22 protein-coding genes are annotated in these 25,959 nt (G+C 71.1%); 9 read left to right on the top strand and 13 right to left on the bottom strand.

All coding sequences use genetic code 11. From position 1 onward, the window contains the following. The 3 genes from M8H82_RS33195 to M8H82_RS33185 all read right to left on the bottom strand — a co-directional run. A partial coding sequence (locus M8H82_RS33195; RefSeq protein ID WP_250078870.1) for a S8 family peptidase occupies positions 1 to 3,205 on the bottom strand: 3,205 nt, incomplete at its 3' end. 243 nt (positions 3,206 to 3,448) lie between these two features. Continuing rightward, on the bottom strand, positions 3,449 to 4,132 hold the full coding sequence (locus M8H82_RS33190; protein ID WP_250078867.1) for an ABC transporter ATP-binding protein: 684 nt from the start codon (positions 4,130 to 4,132) through the stop codon (positions 3,449 to 3,451). Between the two features lie 66 nt (positions 4,133 to 4,198). Further along, entirely contained in the window at positions 4,199 to 5,650 is a 1,452-nt protein-coding gene (locus M8H82_RS33185) for an ABC transporter permease (RefSeq protein WP_250078866.1), read from the bottom strand. Between the two features lie 116 nt (positions 5,651 to 5,766). Here M8H82_RS33185 and M8H82_RS33180 point away from each other — a divergent pair, with 116 nt between their 5' ends. Beyond that, the gene (locus M8H82_RS33180; protein WP_250078864.1) at positions 5,767 to 6,537 is read left to right on the top strand and encodes a group II truncated hemoglobin; all 771 of its coding nucleotides are present in this window, start codon (positions 5,767 to 5,769) and stop codon (positions 6,535 to 6,537) included. A gap of 22 nt (positions 6,538 to 6,559) precedes the next feature. Here M8H82_RS33180 and M8H82_RS33175 read toward each other — a convergent pair whose 3' ends face one another. Next, positions 6,560 to 7,471: a helix-turn-helix domain-containing protein gene (locus tag M8H82_RS33175; RefSeq protein ID WP_250078862.1), complete on the bottom strand. Its 912-nt coding sequence runs from the start codon at positions 7,469 to 7,471 to the stop codon at positions 6,560 to 6,562. 167 nt (positions 7,472 to 7,638) lie between these two features. On the opposite strand from M8H82_RS33175, the gene M8H82_RS33170 reads away from it, so the two are divergent. Continuing rightward, complete coding sequence (locus M8H82_RS33170; protein ID WP_250078860.1) at positions 7,639 to 8,682, top strand: NAD(P)-dependent alcohol dehydrogenase; 1,044 nt, start codon at positions 7,639 to 7,641, stop codon at positions 8,680 to 8,682. A 136-nt stretch (positions 8,683 to 8,818) separates the two neighbouring features. On the opposite strand, the gene M8H82_RS33165 is transcribed toward M8H82_RS33170, so the two are convergent. From M8H82_RS33165 to M8H82_RS33155, 3 genes are read right to left on the bottom strand one after another with little or no spacing between them, the layout of a single operon-like run. Continuing rightward, positions 8,819 to 9,958 (bottom strand): AI-2E family transporter, encoded by a 1,140-nt coding sequence (locus M8H82_RS33165; RefSeq protein ID WP_284049652.1) that lies wholly within the window; start codon positions 9,956 to 9,958, stop codon positions 8,819 to 8,821. Between the two features lie 33 nt (positions 9,959 to 9,991). Beyond that, positions 9,992 to 10,708 (bottom strand): peptide-methionine (S)-S-oxide reductase MsrA, encoded by a 717-nt coding sequence (msrA, locus tag M8H82_RS33160; protein ID WP_250078856.1) that lies wholly within the window; start codon positions 10,706 to 10,708, stop codon positions 9,992 to 9,994. 59 nt (positions 10,709 to 10,767) lie between these two features. Further along, positions 10,768 to 11,886, bottom strand: a complete 1,119-nt coding sequence (locus M8H82_RS33155; protein WP_250078853.1) for a hypothetical protein — start codon at positions 11,884 to 11,886, stop codon at positions 10,768 to 10,770. A 131-nt stretch (positions 11,887 to 12,017) separates the two neighbouring features. Between M8H82_RS33155 and M8H82_RS33150 the strand changes: the two genes are divergently transcribed. Beyond that, complete coding sequence (locus tag M8H82_RS33150; protein WP_250078850.1) at positions 12,018 to 13,172, top strand: cystathionine gamma-synthase; 1,155 nt, start codon at positions 12,018 to 12,020, stop codon at positions 13,170 to 13,172. Between the two features lie 4 nt (positions 13,173 to 13,176). On the opposite strand, the gene M8H82_RS33145 is transcribed toward M8H82_RS33150, so the two are convergent. The 3 genes from M8H82_RS33145 to M8H82_RS33135 form a co-directional block, all read right to left on the bottom strand. Beyond that, complete coding sequence (locus M8H82_RS33145; protein WP_250078848.1) at positions 13,177 to 13,425, bottom strand: hypothetical protein; 249 nt, start codon at positions 13,423 to 13,425, stop codon at positions 13,177 to 13,179. Further along, positions 13,422 to 13,925: a sigma factor-like helix-turn-helix DNA-binding protein gene (locus M8H82_RS33140; RefSeq protein WP_250078847.1), complete on the bottom strand. Its 504-nt coding sequence runs from the start codon at positions 13,923 to 13,925 to the stop codon at positions 13,422 to 13,424. The genes M8H82_RS33145 and M8H82_RS33140 overlap by 4 nt, the downstream gene beginning before the upstream one ends. Positions 13,926 to 14,070: 145 nt before the next feature. Next, positions 14,071 to 14,583 (bottom strand): MarR family winged helix-turn-helix transcriptional regulator, encoded by a 513-nt coding sequence (locus M8H82_RS33135; RefSeq protein ID WP_250078845.1) that lies wholly within the window; start codon positions 14,581 to 14,583, stop codon positions 14,071 to 14,073. Between the two features lie 161 nt (positions 14,584 to 14,744). Between M8H82_RS33135 and ilvA the strand changes: the two genes are divergently transcribed. From ilvA to M8H82_RS33120, 3 genes are all read left to right on the top strand, one after another. After that, positions 14,745 to 15,974 (top strand): threonine ammonia-lyase, encoded by a 1,230-nt coding sequence (gene ilvA, locus M8H82_RS33130; protein WP_250078843.1) that lies wholly within the window; start codon positions 14,745 to 14,747, stop codon positions 15,972 to 15,974. Positions 15,975 to 16,123: 149 nt separating this feature from the next. Next, positions 16,124 to 17,119 carry an ATP-binding cassette domain-containing protein gene (locus M8H82_RS33125; protein ID WP_250078840.1) on the top strand — a complete coding sequence of 332 codons (996 nt, stop codon included), beginning with the start codon at positions 16,124 to 16,126 and terminating at the stop codon, positions 17,117 to 17,119. Beyond that, positions 17,116 to 17,961 carry an ABC transporter permease gene (locus M8H82_RS33120; protein WP_250078839.1) on the top strand — a complete coding sequence of 282 codons (846 nt, stop codon included), beginning with the start codon at positions 17,116 to 17,118 and terminating at the stop codon, positions 17,959 to 17,961. The genes M8H82_RS33125 and M8H82_RS33120 overlap by 4 nt, the downstream gene beginning before the upstream one ends. 67 nt (positions 17,962 to 18,028) lie before the next feature. Here the strand turns inward: M8H82_RS33120 and greA are convergent, their stop codons facing one another. Next, positions 18,029 to 18,529: a transcription elongation factor GreA gene (gene greA / locus M8H82_RS33115; RefSeq protein WP_250078836.1), complete on the bottom strand. Its 501-nt coding sequence runs from the start codon at positions 18,527 to 18,529 to the stop codon at positions 18,029 to 18,031. Positions 18,530 to 18,722: 193 nt separating this feature from the next. After that, positions 18,723 to 19,121, bottom strand: a complete 399-nt coding sequence (locus M8H82_RS33110) for a DUF4307 domain-containing protein (RefSeq protein ID WP_250078834.1) — start codon at positions 19,119 to 19,121, stop codon at positions 18,723 to 18,725. A 115-nt stretch (positions 19,122 to 19,236) separates the two neighbouring features. On the opposite strand from M8H82_RS33110, the gene mca reads away from it, so the two are divergent. Together mca and M8H82_RS33100 are read left to right on the top strand one after the other, a co-directional pair. Next, on the top strand, positions 19,237 to 20,118 hold the full coding sequence (gene mca / locus M8H82_RS33105) for a mycothiol conjugate amidase Mca (protein WP_250078833.1): 882 nt from the start codon (positions 19,237 to 19,239) through the stop codon (positions 20,116 to 20,118). Beyond that, positions 20,111 to 20,344: a hypothetical protein gene (locus M8H82_RS33100; RefSeq protein WP_250078831.1), complete on the top strand. Its 234-nt coding sequence runs from the start codon at positions 20,111 to 20,113 to the stop codon at positions 20,342 to 20,344. Before mca ends, M8H82_RS33100 begins: the two co-directional genes overlap by 8 nt. Positions 20,345 to 20,448: 104 nt before the next feature. Here M8H82_RS33100 and M8H82_RS33095 read toward each other — a convergent pair whose 3' ends face one another. Next, positions 20,449 to 23,652, bottom strand: coding sequence for a tetratricopeptide repeat protein (locus M8H82_RS33095; protein ID WP_250078829.1), 3,204 nt, complete (start codon positions 23,650 to 23,652; stop codon positions 20,449 to 20,451). Between the two features lie 138 nt (positions 23,653 to 23,790). Between M8H82_RS33095 and M8H82_RS33090 the strand changes: the two genes are divergently transcribed. Further along, complete coding sequence (locus M8H82_RS33090) at positions 23,791 to 25,821, top strand: thioredoxin domain-containing protein (protein WP_250078827.1); 2,031 nt, start codon at positions 23,791 to 23,793, stop codon at positions 25,819 to 25,821. The last annotated feature ends 138 nt before the right edge of the window (positions 25,822 to 25,959 follow it).

Genomic DNA, 25,959 nt, shown 5'->3' with positions numbered 1-25,959 from the left:
AGAGGGTCGCCTTGTTGCCCTTCTTGTCGGCGACCTTCGCGTGGAAGGAGATGGCCTTGCCCTTCTCCGGGTTCTTCACCTTGATCTTGCCGCCGGTGACGGAGACCTTCTTCCAGGTCTGGCCGTAGTCGTACGACACCCACACCGACAGCGACTTGAGGTTGCTGCCCGCCGCGGCGCCCACGACGCTGACCGGGACGGTCTTCGTCTGACCGGCCGTGACCCGGCTGCTCAGGTCCGTCTTCGCGTTGAAGCGGACCGTGGAGGCCGGGAGCCTGACCTGGTCGGACGCCGGCTTCTTGGACTTGAACGTCCAGCTGGCGTCGATCCGGGTCGAGGCGGCGGCCACCTTGACGCTCCGCTTGACCGAGGTCGTCAGCTTGTACTCGGCCTCGGCGGACGGCACCTTGAAGACACCCTCACCGAACAGCGGGTCGGTGTTGGAGCCGATCTTCGTGCCGTTGCGGTACAGCTCCGTCTTCACCGAGGTGAAGTCGGAGGAGCCGGCGTGCTTGGCCCCGTCGGCGAACAGCGGCAGGAAGCCGTAGACGCTGTTGCCCTCGCGGAACAGGCCGTAGTCCGCGTTGATGTGCGGACCGAAGACCGCGGTGTTGAAGGTCTTCTGGTAGGTCTGGCCCGCCTTGAAGATCTGCGACGTGCCGAGCGTGTAGAAGGCGTCCGCGACCGGGAAGCCCTCGGGCGTGTGGCTGCCGTACTGCTCGACGTCGAACGTCCACCGGATGTTGTCGGACGTGGACAGGTACGTCGTGCGGGTGCCCGGCAGCTTCTGCTCGACCGGCGTGCCCATCACGAAGTCACCCGGGAACTCGCCGTACGAGCTCACGCCGCCGGTCTTGCCGGAGGCCGAGGCGCCCAGGCGGTTCTTCACCGTGGCGAGCTCGCTCGCCTTGAAGTGGCGGACCTTGTCGCCCTGGATCTTCTTCACCTTGGCGGTGGTGGCCACGTTGTACTCGGTGCTCGCGCCCTTGGTCCACTGGCCGCTCCAGGTCTGCTGGAGACCGGTGACCTCGCCGCCCAGGTGCTTCATGCGCAGATCGGCGAAGGAGCCGAGACCGACGCCGACGCCGATGGCGGCCGGGTCGTACATGTAGCCGATCATCGCCGAGAGCTGCTCGGCCCCGGCGTCCGGCACCGTGATGTCGGCCGCCTGGGTCTTACGGGCGTCGATCGTCACCGAGGTGTTCTTGGTGACGTTCAGCTTCGGCTGGACCAGCCAGTCCAGGCCACCCTCGAGGTTGACGAAGTCCTTGGCGATCCAGGCGTCCAGCAGGTACTGGCCCTTGGGCAGCCGCAGCGTGGTGGTGCCGGAGGCGACCGGCGGAACACCGTAGGAGCGGTTGGCGGCCAGGCCCGTGTAACCGAGCAGGATGGTGTTGTAGACGTCGGTCGGCTTGCCGTCCTTGCCGATGTGCTTGACGGTGACGTCGTACGACTCCACCTCGCGCTGCACCGCGGCGGCCGTACGGACCGTCTGCCCGCCGCCCGTCGCCGTCACGTACGCCGAGTAGGCGCCGTCCAGCGTGCCGCCCAGCTTGGTGTTGACCGTCATGCCGACGCTCGCCTTGCCGCCCGCCGGGACGGTCACCGAGGTGGCGCCCAGCTTGAAGAAGCCCGCCGGGGCCGGCCGGCCCTTCGGGTCGGTGGCGGTCGCCGCCAGCTTCAGGGTGACGTCCTGCGTACCGAGGTTGCGGTACGTCAGCTCCTTGGTGACCGGGGTGTCATCGGTGTGCGGCCACTGCTGCACCCCGAAGCTCAGCGACACCGGGTCGGCGATCAGGGTCTGCTTGATGGCCTTGTCGACCCGGATCCGGCCCGAACCCTGTTCGAACGGCGTGTACTTGCCGCCCTTCGCGGACGCGGTCAGCGCGCCCTTGAGCTCGGCGTACGTCCACTCCGGGTGCTGCTGCTTCAGGATCGCTGCGGCGCCCGCGACATGCGGCGTCGCCATCGACGTACCCGAGATGGTCAGGTACCCGGCCGGCTTCTCGCCGACCTCCTGCTCGATCATGCTGCCCTTGGCGGACGCGGCCGTGATGTCCACGCCCGGGGCGGTGACGTCCGGCTTGATCGCGCCGTCGCCGAGCCGCGGTCCGGTGCTGGAGAACCCGGCGAGCCGGTCCTTGTCGTCGACCGCGCCGACGGTGAGCGCGGCCTCGGCGCTGCCGGGCGAACCGACCGACTCCGGGCCGGAGTTGCCCGCCGCGATGGCGAACAGGATGCCCTTCTCGGCGGACAGCTTGTTGACCGCCGCCTCCAGCGGGTCCACCTCGGGGGTGTCCATGCCGCCGAGGCTGAGGTTGACGACCTGGGCGCCCTGCTCGGCCGCCCACTCGATGCCGGCCAGGATGCCGGAGTCGTCACCGGAGCCGGTGTCGTCCAGGACCTTGCCGTTGAGGACCTGGGCGCCGGGCGCCACGCCCTTGAACTTGCCGCCGGACTTCGCTCCGGTGCCCGCCGCGATGGACGCGACGTGCGTGCCGTGGCCGACCTTGTCCTCCGCGGTCGCGGCCGGGGTGAAGTTCTTCGAGGCGATCACCTGGTCCTTGAGGTCCGGGTGGTTCGCGTCGACACCGGTGTCCAGGACGGCGATCTTGACGCCCTTGCCGTCGTACCCCGCCGACCATGCCTTCGGGGTGCCGATCTGGGCCACGGAGGTGTCGAGGGTGGCCTTGCGGGTGCCGTCGAGCCAGACGTGGGCGATGCCCGAGGCGGTCCGGTCGCCGTTGGTGACCGCGGCCCACAGGTCGGGCGTCTCGGTGTACGGCGTCTGGACCGCGTCCGCGTTCAGGGACTTCAGGGTCCGGCGGAGCTGGCCCGCGTCCCGGACGTCGGCCTTGGTGCCGGCCGCGGCGCCCTTGTAGCCGACGATCACCTTCAGGCCCTTGGCCTGCGACTTGCGGGTGGCCGACTTGCTGAGCTCGGTGACGTCGAACAGCCGCTGGTCGAGCTTGCCCGCGGTGATCAGGCGGGCCGCGTCGGCGGGTATGACGAGCGTGTGCCCGTCGGCCTTGCGGATCTGGACGGGTATGTGCTGACGTCCCTCCGCCCGCTGCAGGCCGATCACCCGGCCCTTGGCGTCGACGGTGACCCGGTCACCGGTGATCAGGGTGAGGGCGTGATGGCCGGTCAGCTGAGCGGCGCCTGCTGCGCGCTGCTCGGGCTTCGCCGACGCCGGGCTGGTCATGCCGGCGGCGAGGGCGACGGCGGCGGCCGTGGCAACCGTGGCCGCGCATGCTCTTTTCACTTGTCTGCGCAAGTTTCCCCCTTGCTGAAGTACCGGGTGAATTCCCCCTTCACCCGGCCGGGGGTGGTCTGCACAGACGTACGTGCCCCCCGGAATAGGCAGTATGCCGGGGGGTGATCAGCTACCTCAATAGACAGGGGGCGGACAGAATCGGACTGTTACGCGTCGGTCTCACGACGCGACTTACGCGCTCGTGTTTTCCTTGACGGAGATCTTTCCCTTGCGGATGGTCGCGACGCGGGGGGCCTTCTTCGCGATCGCCGAATCGTGCGTGACCATGATGAAGGTGAGCCCGAGCTCCTTCCACATGCGTTCGAGTACGTCCATGATCTCGTCGCGCATCGACTCGTCGAGGTTGCCCGTGGGTTCGTCGGCGAGCAGCACCTTGGGCTGCTTGACCAGGGCGCGGGCGATGGCGACGCGCTGCTGCTGTCCTCCGGACATCTCGGAGGGGAGGTGGGCGAGCCGTTCGCCGAGGCCGACCGACTTCAGCGCCTCGGCGGCGCGTTCGCGGCGGTCCTTGCCCTTGACGCCGAGGGGGACCAGGGCGGTTTCCACGTTCTCCTGGGCGGTGAGGGTGGGGATGAGATTGAAACTCTGGAAGACGAATCCGATGTTCTCGCTGCGGACTCCGGTCAGTTTGGCCTCGGACAGTTTGGCGAGATCCGTGCCATCCAGAACGACCTCTCCCGACGTCGGACGGTCGAGACCGCCGAGCATCTGAAGAAGAGTCGACTTACCGCCGCCGGTGGGGCCCTGGATGACGAGACGGTCCCCGTCGGGGATGGTGAGGTCGACTCCGTCGAGGGCGTGGACTGTTTCCTTGCCTCGTGTGTAGAGCTTGGTGACGCTTCTGAGGTCGTACATGGGGTGGCTCCTGGGTGGGTCAGGGGTGCTTGGGGGGTTCGTCGACGGCGCCGCGGACGGTCTTCGTCACTCGACTCGGCGCAACGCGTCCGCCGGGCGGAGGCGGGAGGCTCGCCAGCCGCCGAAGGCGCCTGCGATCAGGCCGCCGGTCACCGCCAGGCCCACCGCCAGGGCGATCGTCGTCGCGCTGACCGGGGCCGTGAGGGCGACTTCGAGGGCGGTGGAGGTCTGCTCCGCCCCGGGGCCGCGCATCACGACGCCGGGGCCTCCGGCGAGGCCACCCCCGCCGCCGCCCAGCTGCGCTTCCAGCGTCGGGCTGATCGCCGTCACCGCGTACGCGCCCGCCAGGCCCACCGCGATGCCCAGGACGCCGCCGACCAGACCGTTGACGACCGCCTCACCGACGACCTGCCGGGTCACCCGGCCGGACTTCCAGCCCAGCGCCTTCAGCGTGCCGAACTCCCGCACCCGGCGCGACACCGCCGCGGACGTCAGCAGCCCGGCCACCAGGAACGCCGCCACCAGGACCGCGATCGACAGCCACTTGCCGACGCTCGACGCCAGGTCGGACGCCGTCGACAGCGACCCCGACACCGTGTCCGCCAGATCCGCCGACGTCGTCACCGTCGTACCGGAGATGTTCCGCTGGATCTCCGACTTCACCGCGTCGATCCGCTGCGAGTCGGTGGCCTTGACGTAGATCGTGGTGACCTTGTTCTTCGCGTCGGCCAGCGTCTGCGCCTGCTTCAGCGGGATGTAGAGATTGGCCGCCGCGTCCCCGCTCTCGGGCGTGGCGATGCCGATCACCTCGAACTTCGTGCCCTTGACGGTCACCGTGGAGCCGACCTTCAGCTTCTTCTCCTTGGCGTACGACGCGTCGGCGACGACCACCTCGGCGTTCGTCTCGGACGACGTGAACGTACGACCACTCGTGATCGTCGAGGAGGTCAGCGGACCCAGCGCCGGCTCGGTGACATCGGTGCCGTAGACCGAGTAGTTGTTGACGTCGAACTCGGCGCCACCGCCCTCCACCCGGCCCTCGGGCGCCTGCGTCCCGCCGCCGGGACCGCCCTGCTCCTGGCCGCCCCCGCCCTGCTGGAACTCGCCGCGCTTGAACTGCCCGCTGACCTTGATGACCTGGAGGCTCAGCCCGCCCACCGCGTCCGCGACCCCGCTCTGCGCGCCGACCTTGTCCACGGTCGAGCTCGCCAGCGTCTGGAAGCCCTGGACCAGGACCCGGTCGCTGCTCTGCTCCTCCTCGGAGTCGCTGTCCCGCGCGTCGAACTCGAACCGCGGCCGCTGCGCCTGATCCCCCTCCGCCGCGGCCGCCTTGGTGACGGTCATGTCGGTGCCGAGCCCGTACAGCGACTCCAGGACCTTGTCCTGGGCCCTGCCCATGCCCGAGGACACGGAGCTGACCACGATGACCAGGGCGATGCCCAGTGCGAGGCCGGAGGCGACGACGAGGGCCGCCTTTCGGCGGCGGCGCAGTTCGCGCCTCAGGTAGGTGAAGAACATGCGCCGCAAGCTAGGCAGGGCGCGTGATGAAGGGATAAGGCCCCGATAAGAGACGGATGAGAAGGCCCTCCGCGAACGGGGAAGCATGTCGTATCGGACTGTGCTTGTGTGGGCGCATGACGGCTCACACGGTGGAATACGTCCGGTACCGCATCCCTGAGCAGCAGTCGGCGGAGTTCATGGCCGCCTACACCCGCGCCGCGGCCGCCCTCGCGGCGGCCCCGCAGTGCGTCGACTACGAACTGGCGCGCTGCGAGGAGGACTTCGAGCACTACATCCTGCGGATCACCTGGACCTCGACCGAGGACCACATCGAGGGCTTCCGCACCTCGGAGCTGTTCCCCGGCTTCCTGGCCGAGATCCGCTCCTTCATGAGCACCATCGAGGAGATGCGGCACTACAAGCCGACCAGCGTGCGCGGCACCGGCTCTGCGGTGCCGACGCTGTACGCGTGGGCGGGCGGGGCCGAGGCGCTCGGCCGGCTGACCGCGGCCTTCTACGACAGGGTCGCCAAGGACGACCTGCTGGCCCCGCTGTTCGAGGGCCTGGACCCGGAGCACGCCGAGCACGTGGCGCAATGGCTGGGCGAGGTCTTCGGCGGCCCGACCGGCTACTCCGACACCCAGGGCGGCCACGGTCACATGGTCGCCAAGCACATGGGCCTGGCCATCACCGAGCCCCAGCGCCGCCGCTGGGTCAACCTCATCCAGGACGCGGCGGACGAGGCGGGCCTGCCCACGGACGCCGAGTTCCGCTCGGCGTTCCTGGCCTACGTGGAGTGGGGCACCCGCCTGGCGATCCACTTCTCCGGCCCGGACGCCCGGACCCCGGCCGAGCAGCCGGTGCCGAAGTGGAACTGGGGGGCGGCCCCGCCGTACCAGGGCTGAGGCGGGGCGGGGCTGAGACGGGTCAGGGGGCGGACCGCGCCGCGGAGCCGCTCTTGGCGGCGTCCGCGCCCCAGCTCGCCAGCAGCCGCAGCGCCTCCGCGGACGGCGAGCCCGGCTCGGAATGGTAGGTGATCAGTGACTGTTCCGAGCCGTCCGTCAAGGTGAACGTCTCGAAGTTCAGCGTCAGTTCGCCGACCAGCGGGTGCCGCAGCCGCTTGATGCCGTAGCTCTTCTCCCGCACGTCGTGGGTGGCCCACAGGAGCCTGAACTCTTCGCTCTTGACGGAGAGTTCGCCCACCAGCGAGGAGAGCCGGGGGTCGTCGGGGTGGCAGCCCGCGTCCATGCGCAGGTAGCTGACGATGTCGGAGGCCTTCTGGTCCCACTCCACGAACAGCTCCCGGTACTCCGGCCGCAGGAACACCAGCCGCGCCCAGTTCCGTTCCTGGGCCGGCAGCTCGGCCCAGTCGCCGAAGACGGCCGCGGCCATCGGGTTCCACGCGAGGATGTCCGTGCGCCGCCCGGTGACATACGCCGGGACGCTCTCCAGCGACACCAGCAGCTGTCCCAGCGACGCCCGCGCCTGCTCGGACCGCCCCGCCGGCTTCTTCTTGTGCTGCTTGGGCTTGGCCAGATGCGTCAGATGGGCGTGCTCGGCGTCGGTCAGCCGCAGCGCCCGCGCGATGGAGTCCAGCACCTCCGCCGACACATTGCGTCCGTTGCCCTGCTCGAGACGCGTGTAGTACGCCACCGACACCCCGGCCAGCTGCGCCAGCTCCTCGCGCCTGAGCCCCGGCACCCTGCGGTGCCGCCCGAAGTCCGGCAGCCCCACGTCCTCCGGCTTCAGCCGGGCACGCCGGGTGCGCAGGAACTCGCTGAGCTCGGCGCGCCGGTCCAGGCCGCCGGGCTCCTGCGGGGATGCGGGCTGTTGGTCCATGGGCCCAGTATTCACGGTCGTACGCCCACCAGCCTGACCCCGTCAGTAGTAGGAACACCAGACGTACGCAAAGCGGTGACCTGGGTGGACGGCGACGGCTGGGGCAGGCTGGTGGTGTGCCCGGACAGAAGGCAGCCGGGCGCGCAACCTCTAGGAGATCCACTCCCATGACCACTGTCGCTGCGTACGCCGCCCCCTCTGCCAAGGCCCCGCTCGAGCGCACCACCATCGAGCGCCGTGCCGTCGGTGAGTTCGATGTGCTGATCGACATCAAGTTCGCCGGTATCTGCCACTCGGACATCCACCAGGCCCGCGAGGGCTGGGGTGAGGCCATCTTCCCGATGGTGCCCGGCCATGAGATCGCGGGCGTGGTCTCCGAGGTCGGATCCGGTGTCACCAAGTTCGCCGTCGGCGACCGCGTGGGCGTCGGCTGCATGGTCGACTCCTGCCGTGAGTGCGACAACTGCCGGGCCGGTCAGGAGCAGTACTGCACCGGCGGCGGCATGATCGGCACGTACAACGCCCTCGACAAGAACGGGGAGCCCACCTACGGCGGCTACTCCCGCCAGATCGTCGTGGACGAGAACTACACCGTCCGCATCCCGGACGGCCTGTCCCTCGACGTGGCCGCGCCGCTGCTGTGCGCGGGCATCACCACGTACTCCCCGCTCAAGCACTGGAACGCCGGCCCCGGCAAGAAGGTCGCGGTCGTCGGCATGGGCGGCCTCGGCCACATGGCCGTCAAGATCGCGCACGCGCTGGGTGCCGAGGTGACGGTCCTGTCGCAGTCCCTGCGCAAGAAGGAGGACGGGCTGAAGCTGGGCGCGGACCACTACTACGCCACCAGCGACCCGAAGACCTTCGAGGAGCTCCGGGGCAGCTTCGACATCATCCTGTCCACGGTCTCGGCGCCGCTGAACCTGGACCAGTTCCTGTCCCTGCTCACCACGGACGGCGCCTTCGTGAACGTCGGCGCCCCCGAGGAGCCCGTCGCGCTCAACCTGTTCTCGGTGATCATCGGCCGCAAGTCCCTCGCCGGTTCCAGCATCGGCGGCATCCGGGAGACCCAGGAGATGCTGGACTTCTGCGCCGGGCACGGCCTCGGCGCGGAGATAGAGCTGATCGCCGCGAGCGAGATCAACGAGGCGTACGAGCGGGTGCTGGCGAGCGACGTCCGCTACCGGTTCGTCATCGACACCGCCACGATCTGACGGCCCCGGGCCCCGGCCCGGAAAGCCCAGCGGTATCCGTCCCCGGCGCGGGGACCTCCGGGGCCGTGAGCAGGCGGCCCCGGAGGGTCCTGTTCCCGGCCCACCCCCGCAGAGAGACGGCGTACGCCGAGGAACCCTAGGACGGGACGGGGGCGCCGGGGTCCGGTGCGGTGGGGCCCGGGTCCTCGGAGGGTTCGCTGAGCTGCTCGCGCAGGTAGTCCCAGGCCACCGCGATCAGCGCGGCGACCGGTACGGCGAGCAGGCTTCCCACGATGCCGGCCAGGCTGCCGCCCAACGTCACGGCCAGCAGGATCACGGCCGCGTGGAGGCCGAGCCCACGGCTCTGGATCATGGGCTGGAACACGTTGCCCTCGAGCTGCTGCACGACCACGATGATGGCCAGCACGAGCAGCGCGTCCGTCAGCCCGTTGGAGACCAGCGCGATGAGCACCGCGACGAAACCGGCGAACAGGGCACCGATGATCGGCACGAACGCGGAGACGAAGGTCAGTACCGCCAGCGGAAGCACCAACGGCACGCCGAGGATCCACAGGCCCAGGCCGATCAGGACGGCGTCGAGCAGACCGACGGCCGCCTGAGAGCGCACGAAGGAGCCCAGGGTGTCCCAGCCGCGCGCGGCCACGGTCGGGACGTCGGTGGCGAGCCGGCCGGGCAGCTGACGGGCGAGCCACGGCAGGAACCGCGGGCCGTCCTTGAGGAAGAAGAACATCAGGAAGAGCGCCAGGATGGCGGTGACCAGGCCGTTCAGTACGGTGCTCACACCCGTGACCACCGCGCCGGTGATGCTGCCCAGACCGTCCTGGGCGCGGGAGACGGCGGTGTCGAAGGCCTTGTTGATCTGCGCGTCATCGATGTTCAGCGGCGGCCCCGCGGCCCACTGGCGCAACTCCTGAACGCCCTCGATCACACGGTCGCTCAGTTCCCCGGACTGGGCGGCCACCGGCACCGCGATCAGCGCCACGATGCCCGCGGCGACCAGCAGGAACAGCACCGTCACGACCGACGCGGCGATCGCGGGCGGCCACCCGCGACGCAGCAGGAAGCGCATCGGCGGCCAGGTCAGGGTGGTCAGCAGCAAGCCGATCACGAGCGGCCAGACGATCGACCACATCCGGCCCAGGAGCCACAGGCTCACCGCGAGCATCAAAAATATGAGCAGCAACTCTCCGGAGGTCCGCGCCGATGTGCGCAGCGCGGCCCGGACCTTCGTGGAACTCAATGTGGCAGTCACGCAGGGCACCCTATGGGGACTCATGCCCCCTGAGCACCACTGGTAACGACCGGATGCCTACTCCGCCGCGGCTTCCGGCGCCGCCACCAGACCCGTCGGGCAGGACGCCCCCCAGTTCGTCTCGAACGGCGCGCTCAGCTCGACCCCGGTCCCGCCGATGCCGCAGTAGCCCCCGGGGTTCTTGTCGAGGTACTGCTGGTGGTACCCCTCCGCCGGGTAGAAGGCGCGGCCCTCCGCCGGAAGGATCTCCGTGGTGATCGTGCCGTAACCGGAGCCGGTGAGGACCTTCTGGTAGGCCGCGCGGGAGGCCTCCGCCACTGCCGCCTGGTCGGGGGTGTGGGTGTAGATCGCCGAGCGGTACTGGGTGCCCACGTCATTGCCCTGGCGGAAGCCCTGGGTCGGGTCGTGGGACTCCCAGAACGTCTTGAGCAGCTCGCCGTACGAGACCACCGCCGGGTCGAAGACCACGCGGACGACCTCCGTGTGGCCGGTCAGGCCCGAACAGACCTCTTCGTAGGTGGGGTGCTCGGTGTAGCCGCCCTGGTAGCCGACGAGCGTCGTCCACACGCCCGCGGGGAGCTGCCAGAACTTGCGCTCGGCGCCCCAGAAGCAGCCCAGGGCGAAGTCGGCGGTCTCCAGGCCCTCGGGGTAGGGGCCGAGCAGCGCGGTGCCGAGGACGGTGTGGCGGTCGGGAACGGTGAACGCCGGCTCGGGACGGCCGCCCAGCGCCTGCTCGGGGGTCGGCAGCTGAGGCGAACGGCTGTTCAGGAACATGCGGTCTCCAATCCCACGGGGTTCGGTCGGTTCAACGTGTCCGCGACCCCGGGCATTCCTCAGTGCGGCAGCGTCGCCGGGCTGCCGCCGTTGGCCTCGTAGCCGGCGACCGCGAGCGCCCGGTACACCGCGAACTCGGCGGCCGGGTCCGGGGAGTGCGTCCAGGGCAGGGCGCCGACATGGCCGTCGACGTGTATCAGCTGGTTCATGGCTTCCGCCCAGCGCTCGGCGCGCACCAGGAAGAACACGAGCAGATGGCGCACGTGCGCCAGCATCGGGTCGTCGGGGCGCGCCGAGTGGACCGCGTGCAGCGCGCCGTGCATCGCCTTGGTCACCACTTCGCTCTGGTAGAAGCCGCTGACCAGATTGACCTCGGGCAGATGCTCGAAGACGGCGAACAGCGGCATCGCCGCGAGCAGCGAACCCCGCGGCGCGCGGGCCGCAGCGGCCTCCGCGAAGGCGTTCGCCTGCCGGCGCGAGCCGTGCCACTTCTCGCACCAGTAGTGCAGCGCGGCCAGATGCGCGCCCATGTGCGCCGGCGCGCGGTCCAGGATCTTCAGCCACAGCTGCTCGAACTCCGGCTGCGAGTAGTTCAGCCCCCGGGCCACCGACAGCTCGACGATGTACGGGATCGGGTCGCCGGGGGCCAGCAGCGCCGCATCGCCGCAGGCCGCCCGCGCCTCCTCCATGATGATCCGGAACTCGTCGCTGCCGGGCGCCGCGGTGCGCCACGCCTGCTGCACCAGGAACTCCGCGTGCACCGCCGCGCCGCCCGCGTCCTTGGCCTGCTCGGCCCGCCACACCCGCAGCCACTGCCCGCCGGGCGTGTCACCGACCCCGCCGGGTCGCTGCTGGAGCTCCAGCGAGGCGGCGCCCGCGAAGGCCTGCACCCGCTGCCAGCGCAGCTCGCCCTCCGTCTCGGTGCCCGCGAGCAGCTGCGCGGCCGCGCGATGGTCCTGCGTGCGCTGCACCAGGTCCAGCACGTCCAGCAGGTCCTGGTCGGGGCCGGGCATCCGGACGTCCAGCTCCTCCTGCCGCACGAACCCGTAGTCCGCCGGGTCCGCGGCGTCCGGGTGGCCGGGCGGGACCTGCTCGATCATGCCCCGCCGGCGCCGCATGAACGGCAGCACCACAAAGCCGATCATGACCAGCGCCACCAGGACGAAGAGAATCTCCATGCCCCAAGCGTTCCAGACCGCACGGACAATTGGCCAACCCGGGCCGTGGCCTGTGGAAAACTCCGCGGCCGGCTCCCCGGTCGACTCCTCGGGCCGTCATCAGCGCCGTCGGAGCACTACGCTCGTGACCCATGAGCGACAGGCACATCAGTCAGCACTTCGAGACGCTCGCCATCCACGCGGGCAACACGGCGGACCCCCTGACCGGCGCGGTCGTCCCGCCGATCTACCAGGTCTCCACCTACAAGCAGGACGGCGTCGGCGGCCTGCGCGGCGGCTACGAGTACAGCCGGAGCGCCAACCCGACCAGGACCGCCCTGGAGGAGAACCTCGCAGCCCTCGAGGGCGGCCGTCGCGGACTGGCGTTCGCCTCCGGCCTCGCGGCCGAGGACTGCCTGTTGCGCACGCTGCTCAGCCCCGGCGACCACGTGGTCATCCCCAACGACGCCTACGGCGGCACGTTCCGCCTGTTCGCCAAGGTCGTCGCCCGCTGGGGCGTGGAGTGGTCGGTCGCCGACACCAGCGACCCCGCCGCCGTACGGGCCGCCATGACCCCGAAGACCCGGGCCGTATGGGTGGAGACCCCGTCCAACCCGCTGCTCGGCATCACCGACATCGCCGCGGTCGCCCAGATCGCCCGGGACACCGGCGCGCGCCTCGTCGTCGACAACACCTTCGCCACCCCCTACCTCCAGCAGCCGCTGTCGCTCGGCGCCGATGTCGTGGTGCACTCCCTGACCAAGTACATGGGCGGCCACTCCGACGTAGTCGGCGGTGCGCTGATCGTGAACGACGAGGCGCTCGGCGAGGAGCTGGCCTTCCACCAGAACGCGATGGGCGCCGTCGCCGGCCCCTTCGACTCCTGGCTGGTGCTGCGCGGCACCAAGACGCTGTCGGTGCGCATGGACCGGCACAGCGAGAACGCCACCAAGGTCGCCGACATGCTCTCCCGGCACGCGCGCGTGACGAGCGTGCTCTACCCGGGCCTGCCCGAGCACCCCGGTCACGAGATCGCCGCCAAGCAGATGCGGGCCTTCGGCGGCATGATCTCCTTCCGGGTCGCCGGCGGCGAGGAGGCGGCCGTCGAGGTCTGCAACCGGGCCAAGGTGTTCACCCTCGGCGAGTCCCTCGGCGGTGTCGAGTCGCTGATCGAGCACCCGGGCCGGATGACCCACGCCTCCGCGGCGGGCTCCGCCCTGGAGGTCCCCGCCGACCTCGTACGCCTGTCCGTCGGCATCGAGAACGTGGAGGACCTGCTGGAGGACCTCCAGCAGGCGCTCGGCTAGTCCCTCACCAGCCCGTCAGCGGTGGAGTCACCTCCGACGGCGGCTCCACCCAGGGGCGGGCCATCAGGGCCCACACCAGGAACGCCACCGACGCGGCGAACATCAGCAGCCACATCAGCCGCAGCGCCGCCCGGCGCCGCCGCAGCATCCGGCCGCCGCGCCGCACGGCGTCCGCGCAGAGGCCGGGCGGAACCACCGGGGGAGTGCGCTCCATGATCCGCCGTGCGGCGGCCTGCCGTTCGTTCTGGTTCATGACGCCGCCGCTCCCGCCCCTACGGCCGCGGGAGCGGGCCCCCGCGGCGGGTGCAGCAGGGTCGCCGTCGCCCGGTCGCAGATCGTCCGCACCCGCTCCAGGGGAAGCCCGAGCAGCGCCGCGGTCTGTTCCTCGGCGACCCCCTCGTACAGCCGCACGACGAGGATCAGGCGTTCCTGCGGGCCGAGGACGGCCAGCGGGCTGTCGGGGTGCGGGCGGGACCGGCCGGGACCGCCGTGGTGATGCCATGCCTCGCGCGCGAAGCGGGTGGCCAGATACTGCCGGGCGTGGTCGTACGGATCCTCGCCGCGCAACCGGTCCCAGCCGGCGTACGTATGCGCGAGGGCGAGCGTCAGCAGGCGCCGCGCGCGCGGGTTGTCGGCCGGAGCCTCCGCCGTGAGCAGCGTCGCGGTGTGCAGCAGCCGGCCCGCCGCACCTGCGACGAACGCCTCGAACTCCCGGACCCGGCGGACGTCCTGGAACGCATGCCGTTCTCGCACCGCGCCTCCCGCCTGAGGGGGGACCCCCGAGTGAGCGGATCCCGGCCACGTACGGGCGTACGAAGAGGACCCGGTTTCATATGAGGCCAGGGGCGGCCCGGGGTCAAGAGCCGGGCGGCACGCGTGTGTACGGGCCCGGCGCTCCCTAGGACGCCGACGCCGGTGCGGGCTCCGCGCCCGGCATGCCGTGCGCCGCCATCCGGGCGGACAACGCGCTGTTGAAGCGCGTCAGGAGCGTGCAGAACGCCTCGCGCTCCTCCGGCGCCCAGTCGTGTGTCAGCTCGGCCATCAACTGACGCCTTGAGGAGCGCACTTCCTCCAGCCGGGACTGCCCGCGCGGGGAGAGCTGGAGCACCACGGCCCGCCCGTCCTCGGGGTGCGAGGTGCGCTTGACGAGCCCGGTGTCGACGAGCGGGGCCACCTGCCGGGTCACCGTCGACGAGTCGATCCCCATGCTCGCGGCGAGCGCCTTGACCCCCATGGGGCCTTCCTTGTCCAGGCGGTTGAGCAGCAGATATGCGGCGCGGTCCATGGAGTTGCGCACCTGCCCGACCCCGCCGAGCCGGGTCTGTTCGGCACGGCGGGCGAACACCGCCACCTCGTGCTGCAGCGTGTCGAGGAGACCGGTGTCACCGACGGTCGACATGTCCATCGACATTTCAGGTGTTGTGGGCATGGCCGGGGGCTCACTTCATGAAGGGTGCTGGGTTGGGGGACAGGTTACGCGGATGGGGGGCGGGCCGTACCGGCGCTGCGCAAACCGGTCTCGGTGGTTGGTCACAACGGCAGTCCGCGCGTGTGAACTGCGAGACTTGAGTCATGAGCTACCGCAAGGCCGACCTGCTGCCGCCGGTCACGCTCGACGACGTGCGCGGCGCCCGGAAGATGCTCACGGGCGTGGCTCGGGTGACCGCGATGGAGGGCAGCCGGCACCTGTCCCAGCTCGTCGGCGCGCCCGTGCACCTCAAGTGCGAGAACCTCCAGCGGACGGGCTCGTTCAAGCTGCGCGGCGCCTACGTCCGGATCGCCGGGCTGCTGCCCGAGGAGCGGGCCGCGGGCGTCGTCGCGGCGAGCGCCGGCAACCACGCGCAGGGCGTCGCGCTCGCCTCCTCCCTGCTCGGGGTGGCCTCCACGGTGTTCATGCCGCAGGGCGCCCCGCTGCCGAAGATCAGCGCCACCCGGGAGTACGGCGCCGAGGTGCGCCTGCACGGCCACGTGGTCGACGAGACGCTGGCCGCCGCCCAGGAGTACGCGGCACAGACCGGCGCGGTGTTCATCCACCCCTTCGACCACGCCGACATCATCGCGGGCCAGGGCACGGTCGGCCTGGAGATCCTGGAGCAGTGCCCAGAGGTGCGCACGATCGTCGTCGGCATCGGCGGCGGCGGGCTCGCGGCCGGGATCGCCGTCGCGGTGAAGGCGATCCGGCCTGACGTGCGGATCGTCGGCGTGCAGGCCGCGGGCGCGGCGGCGTACCCGCCCTCGCTGGCGGCCGGGCGCCCGGTGTCGGTGCGCAACCCGGCGACGATGGCCGACGGCATCAAGGTGGGACGCCCCGGTGACGTGCCGTTCCGGATCATCGCCGACCTGGTGGACGAGGTCCGCACGGTCACCGAGGACGAGCTGTCCACCGCCCTGCTGCTCTGCCTGGAGCGCGCCAAGCTGGTGGTGGAGCCGGCCGGGGCGAGCCCGGTCGCGGCGCTGCTCAGCGACCCCGGCTCCTTCGAGGGCCCGGTGGTGGCGGTGCTGTCCGGCGGCAACGTCGACCCGGTGCTGATGCAGCGGGTGCTGCGGCACGGCATGGCGGCGCAGGGCCGCTACCTGGCGGTACGGCTGCGTCTGACGGACCGGCCGGGCGCCCTCGCCACGCTCCTCGGGGTGTTGTCAGTGCGGGACGCTAACGTCCTCGACGTGAGCCATGTGCGGACCGATCCCCGGCTCGGGCTCACGGAGGCGGAGGTCGAGCTGCACCTGGAGACGAAGGGGCCGACGCACTGCGCCGAGGTCGGCCAGGCCCTGCGCGAGGCCGGCTACACGGTCATCGACTGACGTCGGACCGAAGGTCGTCGACCGAGGTCAGGGGCCCCTTGGTCACTCGTTCGAGTAATTCCGTTGAGAGACGCGATACATCGCGTTATGGTGTGTCTCGTGCCACATTCCCGGCCTACCGACGAATCCCCGACGACGTGGAGACTCATATGCCAGGCGCCATCCATGCCGAAGGTCTGGTCAAGACCTTCGGCGACGTAAAGGCACTGGACGGTGTCGATCTTGACGTGCCCGAGGGCACCGTCCTCGGCCTGCTCGGGCCGAACGGCGCGGGCAAGACCACCACCGTCCGCTGTCTGACGACCCTGCTGCGCCCCGACAGCGGCAGGGCCGTCGTCGCCGGTATCGACGTGCTCAAGCACCCCGACGCCGTGCGCCGCTCCATCGGCCTCTCCGGCCAGTTCGCGGCGGTCGACGAATACCTCACCGGCCGCGAGAACCTCCAGATGGTCGGCCAGCTCTACCAGATGCGCGCGAAGGCGGCGAAGGCCCGCGCGGGCGAGCTGCTGGAGCAGTTCGACCTCGCCGACGCCGCGGACCGCCCGACCAAGACCTACTCGGGCGGGATGCGCCGCCGCCTCGACCTCGCGGCGGCCCTGGTGGTCTCCCCGCCCGTGATGTTCATGGACGAGCCGACCACCGGCCTCGACCCGCGCAACCGCCAACTGCTGTGGGACGTCATCAAGCGGCTGGTCTCCGGCGGCACCACCCTGCTGCTGACCACCCAGTACCTGGAGGAGGCCGACCACCTCGCCCATGACATCGCCGTGGTCGACCACGGCCGGGTCATCGCCCAGGGCACCTCCGACCAGCTCAAGGCCCGCACCGGCGGTGAGCGCGTCGAGGTCGTGGTGCACGAGCGCGAGCACATGCAGTCCGCCGCCGAGGTGCTCAGCGGCTTCGGCAAGGGCGAGACCAGCGTCGAGGACCACATGCGCAAGCTCACCGTTCCGGTGACCGGCGGCGCCAAGCTCCTCGCCGAGGTCATCCGTGAGCTGGACATCCGCGGGATCGAGATCGACGACATCGGACTGCGCCGCCCGACCCTCGACGACGTCTTCATGTCCCTGACCGGCCACGCCGCCGAGGACAAGGACAACGAGGGCAAGAACAACAAGGATTCCGACAAGGAGGCAGCCAAGTGAGCGCCGTCACCGACGCCGTGCCGGTCACGGCCCCCGGCAATCCGCTCGTCCAGTCCGTCCGCGACTCGCTGGTCGTGGCCAGGCGGAACCTGATCCGCATGTCAAGGATCCCGGAGATGGTGATCTTCGGGCTGATCCAGCCGATCATGTTCGTGGTGCTGTTCAGCTATGTCTTCGGCGGCTCCATGAACATCGGCGGCACCACCGAGTCCTCCGTCTACCGCGAGTTCCTGATGGCCGGCATCTTCGCGCAGACCGTCACCTTCGCCACTGCCGGCGCCGGGGCGGGCATCGCCGACGACATGCACAAGGGCCTCATCGACCGCTTCCGGTCCCTGCCGATGGCGCGGGGCGCGGTGCTCACCGGCCGGACCCTGGCCGACCTGGTGCAGACGGCGCTCACGCTGTTCGTGCTGGCCATGGTCGCGCTGCTGGTGGGCTGGCGTACGCACACCAGCTTCGGCGAGGTGCTCGGCGCCTTCGGTCTGCTGCTGCTGCTCGGCTATGCGTTCACCTGGGTCGGAGCCCTGATCGGCCTGTCCGTGCGCACTCCCGAGGCGGCCACCTCGGGCGGACTGATCTGGCTGTTCCCGGTCACGTTCATCTCGAACGCGTTCGTGGACTCCAGCCGCATGACCCCCTGGCTCCAGCACGTCGCCGACTGGAACCCCTTCAGCGCCACGGTCCAGGCCTGCCGCGTGCTCTTCGGCAACCCGGGGGTCTCGCCCTCCGATGCCTGGCCCATGCAGCATCCGGTGTGGGCGTCGCTGATCTACTCGGTACTGATCATCGTGCTGTTCCGGACCCTCGCGGTCCGCAAGTACCGGTCCGCGTCGGCATGACAACGCCCCCGGCGTCACAGGGACGCCGGGGGCGGGTCAAGGGCGTGCGTACGGGCGGGGGCCGGGGTCAGCCGCTGTAGGGCTCGGCCTTCAGGATCCGCACCGAGGCCTTCTTGCCGTTCGGCAGCTCGTACTCCGCGTCCTCGCCGACCTTGTGGCCGATCACGCCGGAGCCCAGCGGGGACTGGGGGGAGTAGGTCTCGATGTCGGAGCTCGCGTACTCGCGGGAGGCGAGCAGGAAGGACAGCGTGTCGTCCTCGTCACCGTCGAAGGCGATCGTCACGACCATGCCGGGCGCGACCTCGCCCTCCGCCGACGTCGGCGCCTCGCCGACCTGCGCGTTCTCGAGGAGCTGGGTCAGCTGGCGCACACGGAGCTCCTGCTTGCCCTGCTCCTCCTTGGCCGCGTGGTACCCGCCGTTCTCGCGCAGGTCGCCCTCCTCGCGCGCGGCCGCGATCTTGGCGGCGATCTCCGTGCGCGCAGGACCAGTAAGGTACGCAAGCTCGTCCTTGAGCTTGTTGTACGCCTCCTGGGTCAGCCAGGTGACGGACTCGCTGGTCTGGGTCACAGGTGCTCCTCGTCGGTACTGGGAATACAAAGCATCGCCCTACCCAGAAGAATGTTCCTTCACGGAAGGGCGAAACCACGAGCCTAACAATTCCGGGGCGCCAGGGGGAGGACATAAGCCGCCAGAATTACGTCAACGCAGGTCAGCGCCTACGTATTGCGGGCGAACCCGCTCTGTGCCCGGGCGGGCCGGGTCAGTCCGCGTGACAGCCGAGCAGCTGGGCCGTGGTGCCCTGCGACGTCGTACGCAACGTGACGACCTGGTCGATCCGCGTGGCGTCCCCGTCGAAGCGGAAGTCCGCCCGGCCGACCTCGGCGCCGCTCTCCGCCTGGGAGCGGATCGTGCAGTAGCCGGAGGCGCCGGAGTCCTTGCGGACCTCCAGGTGCACCTTGACCGCGTTCTCGGTGAAGTCGTACTTGATGATCTCGGCGCTGATCCTGCTCTGGCCGACGTAGTGGTAGCCGAAGTAGGCCACGGCGGCCAGGAGCAGGGTTCCGAGGACGGCGGCGGCGAGCTTGAGCCGGTGGTCGGAGCGCGCGTCCGAGGAGCGTCCGTACCGGCCCTCGGGCGGTCGTGGGCTCGCCGTGGTCATGATCGTCCTCTCGCGGGGCCGGGCCCCGGAATTATTCGGCCCCCGATTCGGTCACTATAGAAGCCGCCGTATGCGCCCGTTCACACGGGGGGCGCCGACCTACGAGGATTGAGTCTTGACTGACCAGCTGCGACTGATGGCCGTCCACGCCCACCCCGACGACGAGTCGAGCAAGGGCGCGGCCACCATGGCGAAGTACGTGTCCGAGGGGGTGGACGTGCTGGTCGTGACCTGCACGGGCGGGGAGCGCGGCTCCATCCTGAACCCCAAGCTCCAGGGCGACCGGTACATCGAGGAGCACATCCACGAGGTACGCAAGAAGGAGATGGACGAGGCCCGCGAGATCCTCGGCGTGAAGCAGGAGTGGCTCGGCTTCGTCGACTCCGGGCTGCCCGAGGGCGACCCGCTGCCGCCGCTGCCCGAGGGCTGTTTCGCCCTGGAGGACGTCGACAAGGCGGCCGGTGAGCTGGTCCGGAGGATCCGCTCCTTCCGCCCGCAGGTGATCACCACCTACGACGAGAACGGCGGCTACCCGCACCCCGACCACATCATGACCCACAAGATCTCGATGGTGGCGTTCGAGGGCGCGGCGGACACCGCGAAGTACCCGGAGGACGAGTACGGCCCGGCGTACCAGCCGGTCAAGCTCTACTACAACCAGGGCTTCAACCGCCCCCGCACCGAGGCGCTGCACCAGGCGCTGCTGGACCGGGGCATGGAGTCGCCGTACGGGGACTGGCTCAAGCGGTGGGACGAGTTCGAGCGCACCGAGCGCACGCTGACCACGCACGTCCCGTGCGCCGAGTTCTTCGAGATCCGCGACAAGGCCCTGGTCGCGCACGCCACCCAGATCGACCCCGACGGCGGCTGGTTCCGGGTGCCGATGGAGCTCCAGAAGGAGGTCTGGCCGACGGAGGAGTACGAGCTGGCGAAGTCCCTCGTCGATACCTCCCTCCCCGAGGACGACCTCTTCGCGGGCGTCCGCGACAATGCCTGACATGAGCGCAAGCGCAAGCCTGGCAATGACGCAGCTGGTCACCCTCGCCAAGGAGGTCGACGAGGACAAGGTCACCCCCGGTGTCCTCGGCTTCATCGTCTTCGCGGTGATGGCCTTGGCCGTGTGGGGCCTGATGAAGTCGATGAACAAGCACATGGGCAAGGTCGCCTTCACGGAGGCCCCGGACCCGAAGGCGGACGCCCCGGGGGACGCCGAGAAGGGCTGACCTCACCGCGCGTGGCCGGCCGGTGACAGCAGCAGGTGCGCCGACTCCGGCCGTTGCTTGGCCGGAGTGGGCGCCCGGCCGGCCGCGAGACAGGGTGCCGCTGATCACCGCCCCGCCGTCGCCACCGCCACCCCCATGACCTCCCGGGCGTGCCGGCTCGGCACCATGCCCAGGCGCCAGGCCTGCCAGCCCGCCTCCAGGTTCACGCCCCGCTCCAGCAGCAGCCGGTAGGCGTCGACGTACTCCTCCAGCTTCTCGTCGCGCACCGGATGACCGTTCCGGGCCAGGTGGGCCAGCTCCTCCTGGGCGACCGCCGTGCCGACCTCCACCCCGCCGGGCGCCGCGTAGGGCAGCAGGGTGCAGCGCAGGAACCGGGCCCAGTCCTCACCCCGGCGGTCGCCGTAGGAGGTGAACAGGCCCACCGCCTCGTCGCACAGCGCGAGCGCCTGCTGGGTACGGGAGTTGCCGGCGTCCACCACCGCCAGCTCCAGGCAGGTCCATGCCTCGCCGTGGGCGACGCCGATGCGCTGGAAGTCGGCCCGGGCGTCCACCAGCAGCTGGCGGGCGAAGCCGGAGTTGCGCAGGGAACCGGTCTGCACCGCCCGCAGATCGCGGGTCGCGCGCGCCGAGTGGTGGCGGGCGCACGCCAGGCCGTACACGTCCCGCATCCGGGAGAACATCGTGCGGGAGCGCTCCAGTTCGCGGACCGCCTGGTCCAGGTTGCCGGTCTCCTCCAGGGCCTGGCCCAGGTAGTAGACCGACCACGCCTCGCCGCGCGCGTCCTCGTTGTCGCGGTGCCGGGACGCCGCCTGGCGCAGGCCGTCCACCGCCGCGGAATGATCACCGGCGACCAGGCGGGCCCGGGCCAGCTGGGTCAGCGCCCACGCCTCGCCCCGCACGTCGCGGGTACGGCCGTACAGGTCGAGCGCGGTGCGCAGTTCGCGCTCCGCGCGCGGGACGTCGCCCATGCGCAGGCCCAGCTGGCCGAGCTGGAAGTGCGCCCACGCCTCGCCGTGCACCGACTCTCCCGCCCGGTGCAGCTCCAGCGAGCGGTTCAGCAGGTCCAGCGCCTCCGACAGGTGGGCCCGGTCCCGCTGCACCGCCGCCAGGGCGTGCATCGTCCAGGCCCGGTCCGTGGCCAGCTGCGGCGGCTCCTGCAGGTCCAGCGCCTCGCGCAGCTTCTTCGCCGCCTCCGTCAGCTGGCCCTGGTGGTGCAGGGTGATGCCCAGGGAGCACAGGGCGCGGGCCGCGCCCGCGTCGTGGTGGGCCTCCATGTACAGGTCCACCACCGACGCCAGCGTCGTCCTGGCCCGGTCCAGTTCGCCGACCTGCCGCGCGGCGATGCCCGTACGCCACTGCACCGAGCGCAGCAGCAGGCCCTGGTCCACCGCCTCGGCGAGTTCGCTGATCTCGCCCAGGCGGTACAGGTCGCCGCGCAGCAGGCAGTAGTCGCACAGGGCGCCGAGCAGTTCCAGGACCGCCGCCTGGTTGACGCCGTCCGCGTGCCGCAGCGCCGAGGTGATGAAGCTGGATTCGTCGTCCAGCCAGTGCAGGGCCTCGTCCAGGGAGGTGAAGCCGTGCGGGCTGAACCGGTCGGAGCGGGTGGACACGTTGCCGTCGACCAGGCGCAGCACCGAGTCGGCGAGGTCGGCGTAGTTGACGATGAGCCGCTCCTGCGCGGCGGAGCGTTCCGCCGGTTCCTCCTCGTCGAGGAGCCGGGCGTGGGCGAAGGCGCGGATCAGGTCGTGCAGGCGGTAGCGGTTGCCGCGGACGTGGTCGAGCAGGCCCGCCTCGGACAGGGCGGTCAGCCGGCGGGTGGCCTCCGGCTCGTCCGTCGCCAGCAGCGCGGCGGCCGCCGCCGCGCCCAGCGAGGCCCGTCCGGCCAGCGCCAGCCGGCGCAGCAGGCGGCGGGCCGGTTCCGGCTGGTCGGTGTAGCGCAGCCACAGCACTCTCTCGACCGGGTCCACGGGGCCGTAGGCGGCGAGGTCGGTGGCGAGCCGGCGGGGGGAGCGCTGGCCCAGCGAGGAGCCCGCGATGCGCAGCGCCAGCGGCAGGCCGCCGCACAACTCCCTGATCCGGTCGGAGGAGTCGGCGTCGTAGGGGCCGGTGGTGTCCTGTGCCACGGCCGTCAGCAGTTCCTCCGCGCCCGCTGCCGCCAACGGCTCCACGCGCAGGTGATGCACCCACGCCGGCAGGTCCCCGGGCAGGTCGAGGGCGTCGCGGGCGGTCACCAGGACCAGGCTGTCGGAGCGCTCGGGCAGCAGGGTGCGCACCTGCTCCGGGTCGGAGGCGTCGTCCAGGACGACCGTGACCGGCAGCCCGGTCAGATGCTGGTGGTACAGCTCGCTCAGCCGCTTGACCTGCTGGTCGGGGGAGGAGCGCTCCCGGAACAGCAGCTGCTCGCGCGGCGCGCCCAGCCGGTTCAGCAGGTGCAGCAGGGCGTCCCGGGTGGACAGCGGCGGCTCCTCCGCCGTGTCGCCGCGCAGGTCGACCACGCACGCCCCGCGGAACTGGTCCCGCAGATCGTGCGCCGCCCGCACCGCCAGGGCCGTACGCCCACTGCCGGGCGTCCCGTGCAGCACGACCACCGTCGGACGGGTCTCCGTGCTCGCCCGGGCCGCCTGCACCCACTGCCGGATCCGCCCCAGCTCCTGGCGCCGACCGGCAAACGGCTCCCGCGTCTCCGGGAGTTGCCCGAAGGACTGCTCCAGCACCTTGCGCCCCCGGGCGGCCGCGCTCTTGTCGGTGCCGCGCAGCTGCGGGCCCTGCTGCTTGGGCCCCGTCGACGCGCTCAGCATCCGCTGCTGATCGAGGAAGGGCCGGATCCCGCGTACCTCCAGCGCGGTCAGCCACTGCAGCCGCAGCTGCTCGGCGCCGCCGGGCTGCCCGGCCGCCCCCGCCCGGTGGTGCGCGGCCGGCAGGTGCACCCCGGCCACCTTCACCACCGTCGCCGCGGCGCCCACCAGCCCCACGGTCACGCCCGCGCCCACCGCGGTCCCGGCACCGGTGCCGAGGGCCAGGTCGGCGAGGACGGCGGCGACCCCCGCCACGCCCGCCACCAGCAGCGGGGTGCCGCCGCCCTCGCGGGCGTAGCGCTGGCCGAAGGTGAGCCGGCCGGCCTCCGCCTCGTCCAGGGCGCGGACGTACGCCGAGTACTCCTCGGCCGCCGGCTGCGCCATGGCGTCCAGCGCGCCGCGCGCCCGGGACAGCAGCACCGCCCCGTCGGTGCGTCCGCCCGAGCGCCGCACCTCTTCCTCCACGGCGCGAGCCAACAGCCGCTCGGCCTCCGTCCGATGGCTGTCCCGCATGTCAGGTCCCCCTCCGGCGGCAACACTTTCTTGGTCAAGTGTGCTGCGGACGGGACGCCCTGGGGAGAGGGCGGCAAGATCGGGCTTGTGGGGTGTGCTGCCCGGCGGTCCCCGGGGTACTGCGGCAGGATGGACACCATGCCGAACCGACTGGCCCATGAGACGTCCCCCTACCTGCTCCAGCACGCCGACAACCCCGTCGACTGGTGGCCCTGGTCGGACCAGGCGTTCGAGGAGGCGCGCCGGAGCGGCAAACCCGTGCTGCTCAGCGTCGGGTACTCCAGCTGCCACTGGTGCCATGTCATGGCGCACGAGTCCTTCGAGGACGAGGTGACGGCCGCGTACCTGAACGAGCACTTCGTCAACGTCAAGGTCGACCGCGAGGAACGCCCCGACGTGGACGCCGTCTACATGGAGGCGGTGCAGGCCGCCACCGGCCAGGGCGGCTGGCCGATGACCGTCTTCCTCACGCCCGACGCCGAGCCCTTCTACTTCGGCACCTACTTCCCGCCCGCCCCCCGCCACGGCATGCCCTCCTTCCGGCAGGTCCTGGAGGGTGTCCAGCAGGCCTGGACCGGCCGGCGGGACGAGGTCGACGAGATCGCGGGGAAGATCGTCCGCGATCTGGCCGGACGGGAGATCTCCTACGGCGACTCCCGGGCGCCCGGCGAGGAGGAGCTCGCGGGGGCACTGCTGGGGCTCACCCGGGAGTACGACCCGGTGCGCGGCGGGTTCGGGGGGGCGCCGAAGTTCCCGCCGTCCATGGTGGTGGAGTTCCTGCTGCGCCACCACGCCCGCACCGGCTCCGAGGGCGCCCTGCAGATGGCCGCCGACACCTGCGAGCGGATGGCCCGGGGCGGTATCTACGACCAGCTCGGCGGCGGCTTCTCCCGGTACTCCGTGGACCGGGAGTGGACCGTGCCGCACTTCGAGAAGATGCTGTACGACAACGCCCTGCTGTGCCGGGTCTACGCCCACCTGTGGCGGTCCACCGGGTCCGACCTCGCCCGCCGGGTGGCGCTGGAGACCGCCGACTTCATGGTCGGCGAACTGCGCACCGCCGAGGGCGGGTTCGCCTCCGCCCTGGACGCCGACAGCGACGACGGCACCGGCAAGCACGTCGAGGGTGCCTACTACGTCTGGACGCCGCAGCAGCTGCGCGAGGTCCTGGGCGAGGACGCCGAACTGGCCGCCCGCTACTTCGGGGTCACCGAGGAGGGCACCTTCGAGGAGGGCGCGTCCGTCCTGCAACTCCCGCAGCAGGACGGGGTGTTCGACGCCGAGAAGGTCGCAGGTGTCCGCGCGCGCCTGCTCGCCGCGCGTGCCGAGCGGCCCGCCCCCGGACGGGACGACAAGGTCGTCGCCGCCTGGAACGGGCTCGCCATCGCCGCGCTGGCCGAGACCGGCGCCTACTTCGACCGCCCCGACCTCGTCGAGGCCGCGGTGTGCGCCGCCGATCTCCTCGTACGCCTGCATCTGGACGAGCACGCGCAGCTCGCCCGTACCAGCAAGGACGGGCAGGCCGGGGCGAATGCGGGCGTGCTGGAGGACTACGCCGACGTCGCCGAGGGGTTCCTGGCGCTCGCGTCCGTCACCGGTGAGGGGGTGTGGCTGGAGTTCGCCGGGTTCCTGCTCGACCATGTCCTGACCCGGTTCGTCGACGAGGAGTCGGGTGCCCTGTTCGACACGGCCGTGGACGCCGAGCGGCTGATCCGCCGCCCGCAGGACCCCACCGACAACGCGGCCCCCTCCGGCTGGTCCGCCGCCGCGAACGCCCTGCTCAGCTATGCCGCCCAGACCGGTTCCGAGCCCCATCGCAGCGCCGCGGAGAGGGCGCTGGGTGTGGTGAAGGCGCTCGGGCCGCGGGTGCCGCGGTTCATCGGCTGGGGGCTCGCCGCCGCCGAGGCCCGGCTCGACGGACCCCGCGAGATCGCGGTCGTCGGGCCCTCGCTCGACGACCCGGCCACCCGGACCCTGCACCGCACGGCCCTGCTGGGCACCGCGCCCGGTGCCGTGGTCGCGGTGGGCGCTCCGGACAGTGACGAACTGCCGCTGCTGGCGGGGCGGCCGCTGGTCGGCGGTGAACCGGCGGCGTACGTCTGCCGTAATTTCACCTGTGACGCCCCGACGACCGATCCGGAGCGGCTGCGCGAGGCGCTGAGCGGCTGAGAGCAACGGTCGGGGGCGGTCCCGCGCTGCCCCGCGCTGTCCAAATGGGGCGTGTGTTCGGTTAGATCCCGCTCTTCGCCGCCCCGTTCCGAAACACGCTATTTATCGGAACAGCTCCCGCGCTTCACACATCCCCCC

Source organism: Streptomyces sp. YS415 (genome assembly GCF_023544665.1).
GTDB lineage: Bacteria > Actinomycetota > Actinomycetes > Streptomycetales > Streptomycetaceae > Streptomyces.
This window is presented reverse-complemented; position numbering and strand designations above follow the sequence as displayed.

Bases quoted from the DNA above. Each gene is read 5' to 3' on its own strand.
- M8H82_RS33190 (WP_250078867.1), bottom strand. From the start codon at position 4,132: ATGTACGACCTCAGAAGCGTCACCAAGCTCTACACACGAGGCAAGGAA.
- M8H82_RS33185 (WP_250078866.1), bottom strand. From the start codon at position 5,650: ATGTTCTTCACCTACCTGAGGCGCGAACTGCGCCGCCGCCGAAAGGCG.
- M8H82_RS33180 (WP_250078864.1), top strand. From the start codon at position 5,767: ATGACGGCTCACACGGTGGAATACGTCCGGTACCGCATCCCTGAGCAG.
- M8H82_RS33175 (WP_250078862.1), bottom strand. From the start codon at position 7,471: ATGGACCAACAGCCCGCATCCCCGCAGGAGCCCGGCGGCCTGGACCGG.
- M8H82_RS33170 (WP_250078860.1), top strand. From the start codon at position 7,639: ATGACCACTGTCGCTGCGTACGCCGCCCCCTCTGCCAAGGCCCCGCTC.
- M8H82_RS33165 (WP_284049652.1), bottom strand. From the start codon at position 9,958: ATGAGTCCCCATAGGGTGCCCTGCGTGACTGCCACATTGAGTTCCACG.
- msrA (WP_250078856.1), bottom strand. From the start codon at position 10,708: ATGTTCCTGAACAGCCGTTCGCCTCAGCTGCCGACCCCCGAGCAGGCG.
- M8H82_RS33155 (WP_250078853.1), bottom strand. From the start codon at position 11,886: ATGGAGATTCTCTTCGTCCTGGTGGCGCTGGTCATGATCGGCTTTGTG.
- M8H82_RS33150 (WP_250078850.1), top strand. From the start codon at position 12,018: ATGAGCGACAGGCACATCAGTCAGCACTTCGAGACGCTCGCCATCCAC.
- M8H82_RS33145 (WP_250078848.1), bottom strand. From the start codon at position 13,425: ATGAACCAGAACGAACGGCAGGCCGCCGCACGGCGGATCATGGAGCGC.
- M8H82_RS33135 (WP_250078845.1), bottom strand. From the start codon at position 14,583: ATGTCGATGGACATGTCGACCGTCGGTGACACCGGTCTCCTCGACACG.
- ilvA (WP_250078843.1), top strand. From the start codon at position 14,745: ATGAGCTACCGCAAGGCCGACCTGCTGCCGCCGGTCACGCTCGACGAC.
- M8H82_RS33125 (WP_250078840.1), top strand. From the start codon at position 16,124: ATGCCAGGCGCCATCCATGCCGAAGGTCTGGTCAAGACCTTCGGCGAC.
- M8H82_RS33110 (WP_250078834.1), bottom strand. From the start codon at position 19,121: ATGACCACGGCGAGCCCACGACCGCCCGAGGGCCGGTACGGACGCTCC.
- M8H82_RS33100 (WP_250078831.1), top strand. From the start codon at position 20,111: ATGCCTGACATGAGCGCAAGCGCAAGCCTGGCAATGACGCAGCTGGTC.
- M8H82_RS33095 (WP_250078829.1), bottom strand. From the start codon at position 23,652: ATGCGGGACAGCCATCGGACGGAGGCCGAGCGGCTGTTGGCTCGCGCC.
- M8H82_RS33090 (WP_250078827.1), top strand. From the start codon at position 23,791: ATGCCGAACCGACTGGCCCATGAGACGTCCCCCTACCTGCTCCAGCAC.